Raw genomic sequence first — 8,373 nt, 5'->3', positions numbered from 1 at the left:
ATCACGGGCAACGAATTTGCCCAAGGCTGGAATCTCTACCTCGACCGCAACAGCAACGGCGTCTACGACAGCGGGGACACCCTGATCCGCACCTATTCGGCGTTGCCCACCACACTGAAGATGCAGGGCACTTCACCGATCCAGTTCACTGCCATCGGCTACCTGACCCCTGCGGCCTCGGTGAGCTTCCTGCTCTGTCCGAGTTCGGGCAGCGTCCACGACGGCGTACAGATCACGGTGCCGCCGAATGGCCTGGCTGATGTGACCAAGGTCACCACATGCAGCTGAAGCCGACCATGTGCATCCGCAGGCGACCACGCGGGCGCGGCGCAGGCTTTGCCCTGGTCGAGGTGCTGGTGACGGTCGTGATTCTCGCGATCGCCGCGCTGGGCTACGCGGCGCTGCAACTGCGCGGCCTGTCGACCAACTCCAGTGCGATGTGGCGCAGCAAGGCCACCATGCTTGCCTACGAAGCGGCCGACCGGGTGCGGGCCAACGTGCCCGGTGCGACGGCGGGGCAGTACAACAATCTGCAGAACCCCGCGGTCGTGGCCGCCTGCACCTTGACCAATGTCTGCACTGCGGCACAGATGGCCGCGCGAGATTTTTCGCAGTGGCGCACGAACGTGTCGAACACACTGCCCGGCGGCTCCGGCGTGATCTGCCTGGACAGCACACCCGACGATGGCACCACCGCGTCACCCGCTTGCGACGGCACCGGCAGCCAGATCGCGATCAAGGTCTTCTGGAGCGAGCGCGGCACGCCGGCCCGCTTCGTCAACGTGGTGCGCCCATGAGCCTTCTGCCGATGCGCCGCGTGCGCGGTGTCACGCTGGTCGAGTTGCTCATCGCGATGGCGCTGGGGCTGTTCCTGGTGGGCGTCATGGGCATGATCTTCCTGGGCAGCAAGAGCACCTTCCTGGCGCAGAACCAGGTGTCCAGGTTGCAGGAGAGTGCCCGCTTCACGGCCGATACGCTCTCGGGCGATCTGCGCATGTCCGGCTTCCGGGGTTGCCGCGGCACTGGCACGTCGACACTGCTGACCAACCTGCTCAACACGCCGACCGGCTTCCTCTACAACTTCGGGGCCGGCATCTGGGCGTCGCACAACACCGGATCGGCCTGGGCACCGGCACTGGATGCGGCCATCTCCAGCCCGACACTGAGTCCTGCGCCCAATCCCGCGGGCGATGTGCTGACCGTTCGCCGGACGGTCGGACCCGGCTGGGCGCTGACCACCGAGATGGCCAGCGACACCGCCGTGCTGAACGTCACGCCGACGTCGCGCATCACTGCGCGCGATCTGCTGCTGGTGTCCGACTGCATCAGCTCGGCCGTGTTTCAGGCCACCAACGCGCGCCCCGGCCTGGATGGCTCGATCGAGCACAGCGCCAGCGTCACGGCCACCCCGGGTGTCAGCGCGAATGGCTTCGGGCGTGCCTTCCTGCAGGACGCGCTGGTCTACCGGCTCGCCACCACCACCTACTACCTGGCCCCCAGCGCGCGTACCGGCAAGACGACGCAGCTGGCCCTGTGGTCCTACACCACGCCGGTCTACGATGGCACGCTGCAGCCGCAGGAGCTGGTGACCGGCGTCGAGGGATTCCGTGTCACGCTGGGGCTGGACAGCAACGCCGATGGCGCCGCCGATGCCTATGTCGATCCGGCGTCCGTCACCGACTGGACCCAGGTCGTGACCGCCCAGATGGAGCTGCTGCTGGCCAGCACCGACGACAACATCACCAGCAGCTACCAGCCCTACACCTTCGCCGGCACGACGGTGACCCCGACCGACCGACGGATGCGCACGGTGGTGTCGATCACTGCGCAGGTGCGCAATGCACTGCGCTGAACGGAGCGGAACGGGAATGGCCATGACGCGCCGCAACGAATCGGGGTTCTCGCTCGTCACCGTCCTGATGATGATGGTCGTGCTGGTGTCGCTGGCGCTGGCGGGCATGAACTCCAGCCTGGTGCAGGAGCGCATGGCGGGCAATGCGCGTGACCGCAACATCGCGCTGCAGGCCGCCGAGGCTGCACTGCGCGACGCCGAGGCCGACATCGAGGCCAACCTCTCGGTGGCCTCGCCGTTCGTGTCGGCGTGCACCAGCGGGTTGTGCCTGCCGCCGTCGATGACATCGAGCAACCCGACCTCGCAGCCCCTGTGGCAGACGGTCGACTGGAGTGCCTCGGCCGCCAAGAGCCGCGCCTATGGCAGCGTCACCGGCGCGACGGCGTTGCCCGGTGTCTCGGCGCCGCCGCGCTACATCGTCGAGTTGCTGCCCGTGCTGCCGCCGGTGTCCGGCCAGTCCGCCAACCTGGGCAACAGCGACGATGGCACTGCGCAGGCGTTCCGCATCAGCGTCCGCGCGACGGGTCTGCGCACCTCGACCGTCGTGATCCTGCAGTCCACCTACGTCAAGCGATGAACCCACTCTGCACCCGTTCCCAGCCTGTCGGCGCTTGTACCGCGGTGGCGATCCTGCTGCTGTCGGCCACGGGCTTCGCTGCAGCGCAGACCATCAACTTCTCGCAGACGCCGCTCTACCTGGCCGCGTCGGTGAAACCCAACCTGTTCGTGCTCTACGACAACTCGCCGTCGATGGAGTACCTGATGCCCAGTGGCCAGGGCACGACCGATTTCGCAGCACCCGGCACCCGGGGCAACATTGCCCGCAATGTGCTCCGTCAGAACATCACGACCTACCAGAACACCTTCCGCTGGGGCCTGTCGACGTTCGCGATGAATGCGCCGGTCTACATCACGTCCGCGCCGTCGCTGGATCTGCCGATGCTCTACTACAGCACGGGCGGGAACGGTGCCGGAGCCGTGCTGGAGGACGCGCAGGACAACTCCACCACCCACTACCAGCGGCTCATGACGCTGATGGGCAATGAGACTGGCTCGCTCTCCACGACGGAGCTGAAGAACGGTTCGGTCGGCACGCCCCTGCCCGGGGCCATCCGGACGGTCTACCAGTACTTCGCCAACACGCTGAGCGGCCATGCCTCTCCCATCATCGACAAGACCTGCCAGCGCAACTTCGTGGTGATCGCCACCGACGGCGATCCGACGATCCGCACCGACGGCACTGCCTACACCACCGCCGAGACCACCAACACCTTCAGCAATGGCACCTGGACCTTCGGGCAGGCCACGCGCGACGTGTTCACCCAGATCACGGCACTGCGCAGTGTCGCGGTGACCAACAACGCGGCGATCAACGGCCAGTACGATGTGCAGACCTACCTGATCGGACTGGGCGACGTGGCGTCCAACGCCTCGTCGATCGCGGCGATGAACCAGATGGCACAGCTCGGTGGCACCACCAGCACCTACTTGGCTGCGGACCAGACGGCCGTGAACACCGCGTTTGCCAAGATCACCAACGACATCGCTGCGCGCACCAGCGCCGGCAGCGCTGTCGCACTGAACTCCGGGTCGCTGTCCACTGGATCCGAGGCCTACCAGGGGCGCTTCAGCTCGGCCGACTGGTCGGGGCAGCTGCTGGCTTACCCGCTGGATTCGACCGGAGTGCCGCAGTCGACACCCCGGTGGGACGCCAGTGTCCAGCTCAACGCCCAGAACTGGGACACCGGCCGCAAGATCTTCACCTACAAGGCGTCTGTCGCACTCGGTGCCCGGGGCATCCCGTTCCGCTGGCCAGTCAATGCGGCGTCGCCGGGGGCCACCGAACTCGACTCCAGCATGGTGACGGCCCTCAACCGCAATGGCGCTGGCGTCACCGATGCCTACGGCTCGCAGCGCTTGAACTACCTGCGGGGCGATTTCTCGCGCGAATTGCGGATCTGCACGGCCTGCTCCGCGCCAGTGTTCCGCAGCCGACCCATCAGCGTGCTGGGGGACATCGTCAATTCGGCGCCGGCCTATGTGAAGGGCGGGGACCAGTACGTCCGCGATGCCGTCGAGGCTGCGGCCTACGCCACCTACCGCCAGAATCGCGCCGCGATGACCCCGCTGGTGGCGGTCGGTGCGAACGACGGCATGCTGCACGTCTTCAACTCGGCCACCGGCAACGAGGTCTTCGCCTATGTGCCCGCCCTGGTGGCGGGTCAGCTCAGCGCACTGGCCGAAACCACCTTCACCCACCAGTACAACGTCGACGGTTCGCCGGTCGCGCGGGACGTCTACTACGGCGGTGCCTGGCACACCGTGCTGGTCAGCGGCCTGGGGGCTGGCGGCAAGGGCCTGTTCGCGCTCGATCTGACCGATCCGACCAAGTTCGCGGAGTCCACGGCCTCCAGCGTGGTGCGCTGGGAAATCAGCGGCAGCGACGGCGACGTCGGCTATCTCGTGCAGCAGCCGCTGGTCACCCGCATGAAGAACGGCCGCTGGATGGCCCTCCTCGGCAATGGCTACAACAGCACCAACGGCCGCGCCGTGCTGCTGCTGGTGGACATCGAGACCGGCGCGATCACGCGCATCAGCACGCAGTCGGGCAGCACCTCCAGCGTCAACGGCCTGTCCGGCGTGGTGGCTGTCAGCAGTGCCAACAACGGCGTCGCCGACATCGTGTATGCCGGTGACCTCGCTGGCAACCTCTGGAAGTTCGACCTGTCCTCGACCGATTCCACGCAGTGGAAAGTGGCTTATGGCAGCACGGGCAATCCGAAGGGGTTGTTCAGCACCGCGTCCGGTCAGCCCATCACCGCCCGGATCGACGTGACGCCCCACCCGTCGGGCGGCTACCTCGTCACCTTCGGAACAGGCCGCTACCTGGACATTGGTGACAACGCCGCCGGCTCTTCCCAGGCGCTCTATGGCATCTGGGACAACGGCTCCATCGTCCAGCCCAACCAGCTCACGACCCAGTCGGTGCTGGGCACCGGCACCGGACCCGATGGCCGCAGCTACCGGTTCACCAGCCACGCAGTTGGCGCCGTGTCACCGACCTACACCGGCGACAACACGATCACCCGGACTGACTTTCTGGCGACCAAGCGTGGCTGGGTGCTCAACCTGCCGACAGCGGGCGAGCGCATCGTCACGCAGGCGGCGGTGCGTGCCGGCAAGGTGGTCGTCTCGACCATGGTCCCGACGGCGGTCGCCTGTACCTACGGCGGCGATGGCTGGGTGATGGAGGTGGATGCCGTCACCGGCAACCGTCCGGACACGCCGTCACTCGACACGAATGCGGACGGCAATGTGGATGCCGCGGACATGCTGACCTACCTTGCCGGCAAGACCAATCCGTCCGGCGTGAAAGCGGGCGGCATTCCGTCCGCGCCACGGTTCATCCGCAACACCAACCGCGCGCTCGACGACAAGCTCATCAGTCTCTCGACGGGCACCATCATGAAGATCCGCGAGTCCGGCCTGTCGCAGAGTTCGGGGCGCACTGGCTGGGAGCAGATCCAATGAAGACGAAGACGATGTACGCCCCCTGGTCTGCGCGTGGTTTCACGCTGATCGAGCTGATCATCGCGGTGGCGGTGGTCGGCATCCTGGCGGCGGTCGCGATGCCGTCCTACCGCGAACACATCGCGGCCTCACGCCGCACCGATGCCACGTCGACACTGCTGGCGGTTGCCCAGCTGATGGAGCGCAACTACACCGAGCGCGGCACCTACGCCGGTGTCACGCTCGGCTCGACGGGCATCTATCCATCGACTTCGCCGCAGGGCTACTACACGCTGTCCATCGCCAGCCAGGATGCGAACGGCTTCAGCCTGCTCGCCACCCGGGCCGGTGCCCAGGTCGGGGACAAGTGCGGCAACTACACCTACGACCAGACGGGCGCCAAGGGCGTGGCTTCAGCGACCTACACCTCGGCGCAGTGCTGGTGAACACGGCGGGCTGGCTTGCCGGCGCTCAATGCCCGGGCATGTCCAGCCGGGCGCGCAGGTGCTGGTGCACCGTCGGCCACTCCGGCGCGGTGATGCTGTAGACGCAGGTGTCGCGCAGGCTGCCGTCGGCCGTGCGCTGGTGGTGGCGCAGGATGCCGTCGAGCTGGGCGCCGAGCCGTTCGATGGCGCGGCGGCTCTGCTGGTTGAAGCGGTGGGTGCGGAACTCCACCGCGATGCAGTCCAGCACCTCGAAGGCGTGGCGCAGCAGCAGCCACTTGGCCTCGGTGTTCAGCGCCGTGCGCTGCACGCGCCTGGCCAGCCAGGTCGAGCCGATCTCCACGCGCCGGAAGCGCGCGTCGATGTGCATGTAGGTGGTCATGCCGACCGGTGCGCCATCGGCGTCCAGCACCGCGAACGGCAGCATCGAGCCGGCCGCCTGCAGCCCCAGCCGGCGCTCGATTTCCGCGGCCATGCTGTCCGGCGACGGCACCACGGTGTACCAGGTCTTCCAGAGTTCCCCTTCGCGCACCGCCTCGGCCAGCGCGGGCGCGTGGTCGGGGTGCAGCGGCTCCAGCCGGACATGGCGGCCCTGGAGCACGGCGGGCGCAGGCCATGTCGTCATGGTGGCGGTCATGGGCGGCCTCTCAGCGGTTGCGGCTCTGCATGAACACCAGCTTCTCGAACAGCGTCAGGTCCTGCTCGTTCTTCAGCAGCGCGCCCACCAGCGGCGGGATGGCCACCTTCTGGTCCGCGCTGTGCAGCGCCTCGGCCGAGATGTCTTCCGCCACCAGCAGCTTGAGCCAGTCGAGCAGCTCCGAGGTGGACGGCTTCTTCTTCAGCCCCGGCAGGTTGCGCACGTCGTAGAAGTTCTTCATCGCCGCCGCCAGCAGCTCCTTCTTCAGTCCGGGGAAGTGCACCTCGACGATCTGGCGCATCGTCTCCGCTTCCGGGAACTTGATGTAGTGGAAGAAGCAGCGGCGCAGGAAGGCGTCCGGCAGTTCCTTCTCGTTGTTGGAGGTGATGAAGACCAGCGGCCGGTGCTTGGCCCGGACCAGCTCGCGCGTCTCGTAGACGTAGAACTCCATCCGATCGATCTCGCGCAGCAGGTCGTTCGGGAACTCGATGTCCGCCTTGTCGATCTCGTCGATCAGCAGCGCCACCGGCTGGTCGGCCGTGAAGGCCTGCCACAGCGTGCCCTGGACGATGTAGTTGCGGATGTCGCGCACCTTCGCTGCGCTCTCGGCGTCATGGAGCTGGCTGTCGCGCAGGCGGCTGACGGCGTCGTACTCGTAGAGGCCCTGCTGCGCCTTGGTGGTGCTCTTGATGTGCCACTGCATCAGCGGCATGCCGAGTGCGGCGGCCACTTCCTCGGCCAGCATGGTCTTGCCGGTGCCGGGTTCGCCCTTGACCAGCAGTGGGCGCTGCAGCGTGATGGCGGCGTTGACCGCGAGCATCAGGTCCTGGGTGGCGACGTACTGGGAGGAGCCGGTGAATTTCATGCGGATCTCGGGTCGGAAAGGCGAAGGCCAGGGTGGACAGGATGGAGCCGGTGGGCCGGATCAGTATATCGGCCGCCACGGATGCGGCGTGCGGTGGGGTCGTGGACAATTCGGCCCGTGTATTCAGGGGAAAACAGGGCGATGCAGGGACCAATGCAATTGCAACTTTGCGTGCGCGATCCGGCGGAGGCGGCCTGGGCGGTTCGTGCGGGGGCGGCCGGGGTCGAAGTGATGTCGGCCGCACCGGAGGTGATCCGGGCGGTGGTGGCGCGACTGCGGCTGCTGCGCGACGGAGTGGTGGTCGGCGCGGGTATCGGCCAGCTCGCGGCGCCCACGCTGCCTGCCATTCGCCTGCGCGTACTGCGGGTCGCCGATTGCGGGGTGGACCGGGTGCGTGTGCCGGTGCCGGCGCGGCCGTCGTCGGTGCGGCTGCTCACGCAGCTTGGTCAACTGGCCCGCGAGGGTGTACCGGTGACGCCCGTGCTGCGGGTGCCGCTGGACCGTGGCGACGGCGCGGCCTGGGCGCAGCGCCTGAGTCTGGTGACTCGGCAGGGCTTCGCCAGCGTGCTGCTCGACGCCCGCGGCACGGACGCGCAGGGTGCTGGTCTCTGGCAGCAGCGGGTCTCGCCGGGGCGTCTGCTGGGTGCCTTTGACGGCCTGCGGCGCATGGGCGTGCAAGTTGGGTTGATGGCCGCACCGCGCCGCGCCGACCTGCCGCAACTGTGGCGCTGGGCACCGGACGAGGTGGTGATCGACTGCGGGCGCGAGGATCCTCGCGAAGGGCGGGTGGTCGACGAATACCAGTTCGACCAGTGGGTGGCGGCGTTGAAGGACCTCCAGGTGCAGGCGCACCGGACAAACGGCAGACTCGCTTCAGCTTGAATTGCATCAAGCTGGTCGTGCGGCCGGCACCCAGAGTGCGCCGATGGCGACACAACAGCGACACTGGACACTCGGCCTCTATCATCCAGCCGGATGAGCTACCTCGTTTTCAAGCACCTGCACCTCACCTGCGTCGGCCTGAGTGCCGCGCTGTTCCTCGTGCGCGGCCTGCTGATGCTGTGGC

At 67.4% G+C, this 8,373-nt stretch carries 9 protein-coding genes; 7 read left to right on the top strand and 2 right to left on the bottom strand.

All coding sequences use genetic code 11. The annotated features are described in order from the left end of the window. The 6 genes from AB3X43_RS10540 to AB3X43_RS10515 all read left to right on the top strand — a co-directional run. The coding region (locus AB3X43_RS10540) for a GspH/FimT family pseudopilin (protein ID WP_369429800.1) at positions 1-288 on the top strand (288 nt) is incomplete at its 5' end. Further along, positions 279-797, top strand: coding sequence for a type IV pilus modification protein PilV (gene pilV / locus AB3X43_RS10535; protein ID WP_369429799.1), 519 nt, complete (start codon positions 279-281; stop codon positions 795-797). The genes AB3X43_RS10540 and pilV, both read left to right, overlap by 10 nt. Next, positions 794-1,852 (top strand): PilW family protein, encoded by a 1,059-nt coding sequence (locus AB3X43_RS10530; protein ID WP_369429798.1) that lies wholly within the window; start codon positions 794-796, stop codon positions 1,850-1,852. The genes pilV and AB3X43_RS10530 overlap by 4 nt, the downstream gene beginning before the upstream one ends. 22 nt (positions 1,853-1,874) lie before the next feature. Next, positions 1,875-2,429, top strand: a complete 555-nt coding sequence (locus tag AB3X43_RS10525) for a pilus assembly PilX family protein (protein ID WP_369429797.1) — start codon at positions 1,875-1,877, stop codon at positions 2,427-2,429. Next, on the top strand, positions 2,426-5,383 hold the full coding sequence (locus AB3X43_RS10520) for a pilus assembly protein (RefSeq protein ID WP_369429796.1): 2,958 nt from the start codon (positions 2,426-2,428) through the stop codon (positions 5,381-5,383). Before AB3X43_RS10525 ends, AB3X43_RS10520 begins: the two co-directional genes overlap by 4 nt. Then, positions 5,380-5,808, top strand: coding sequence for a type IV pilin protein (locus AB3X43_RS10515; protein WP_369429795.1), 429 nt, complete (start codon positions 5,380-5,382; stop codon positions 5,806-5,808). The genes AB3X43_RS10520 and AB3X43_RS10515 overlap by 4 nt, the downstream gene beginning before the upstream one ends. A 25-nt stretch (positions 5,809-5,833) precedes the next feature. On the opposite strand, the gene AB3X43_RS10510 is transcribed toward AB3X43_RS10515, so the two are convergent. Next, positions 5,834-6,430, bottom strand: a complete 597-nt coding sequence (locus tag AB3X43_RS10510) for a GNAT family N-acetyltransferase (RefSeq protein WP_369429801.1) — start codon at positions 6,428-6,430, stop codon at positions 5,834-5,836. A gap of 22 nt (positions 6,431-6,452) precedes the next feature. Then, positions 6,453-7,307, bottom strand: a complete 855-nt coding sequence (locus AB3X43_RS10505) for an AAA family ATPase (protein WP_369429794.1) — start codon at positions 7,305-7,307, stop codon at positions 6,453-6,455. A gap of 153 nt (positions 7,308-7,460) precedes the next feature. On the opposite strand from AB3X43_RS10505, the gene AB3X43_RS10500 reads away from it, so the two are divergent. Beyond that, positions 7,461-8,189 (top strand): hypothetical protein, encoded by a 729-nt coding sequence (locus tag AB3X43_RS10500; protein WP_369429793.1) that lies wholly within the window; start codon positions 7,461-7,463, stop codon positions 8,187-8,189. Positions 8,190-8,373: the final 184 nt, after the last annotated feature.

The organism is Sphaerotilus sp. (genome assembly GCF_041083715.1).
Classification (GTDB): Bacteria; Pseudomonadota; Gammaproteobacteria; order Burkholderiales; family Burkholderiaceae_C; genus Sphaerotilus.
This window is presented reverse-complemented; position numbering and strand designations above follow the sequence as displayed.

Bases quoted from the DNA above. Each gene is read 5' to 3' on its own strand.
- pilV (WP_369429799.1), top strand. From the start codon at position 279: ATGCAGCTGAAGCCGACCATGTGCATCCGCAGGCGACCACGCGGGCGC.
- AB3X43_RS10530 (WP_369429798.1), top strand. From the start codon at position 794: ATGAGCCTTCTGCCGATGCGCCGCGTGCGCGGTGTCACGCTGGTCGAG.
- AB3X43_RS10525 (WP_369429797.1), top strand. From the start codon at position 1,875: ATGACGCGCCGCAACGAATCGGGGTTCTCGCTCGTCACCGTCCTGATG.
- AB3X43_RS10520 (WP_369429796.1), top strand. From the start codon at position 2,426: ATGAACCCACTCTGCACCCGTTCCCAGCCTGTCGGCGCTTGTACCGCG.
- AB3X43_RS10515 (WP_369429795.1), top strand. From the start codon at position 5,380: ATGAAGACGAAGACGATGTACGCCCCCTGGTCTGCGCGTGGTTTCACG.
- AB3X43_RS10510 (WP_369429801.1), bottom strand. From the start codon at position 6,430: ATGACGACATGGCCTGCGCCCGCCGTGCTCCAGGGCCGCCATGTCCGG.
- AB3X43_RS10505 (WP_369429794.1), bottom strand. From the start codon at position 7,307: ATGAAATTCACCGGCTCCTCCCAGTACGTCGCCACCCAGGACCTGATG.
- AB3X43_RS10500 (WP_369429793.1), top strand. From the start codon at position 7,461: ATGCAATTGCAACTTTGCGTGCGCGATCCGGCGGAGGCGGCCTGGGCG.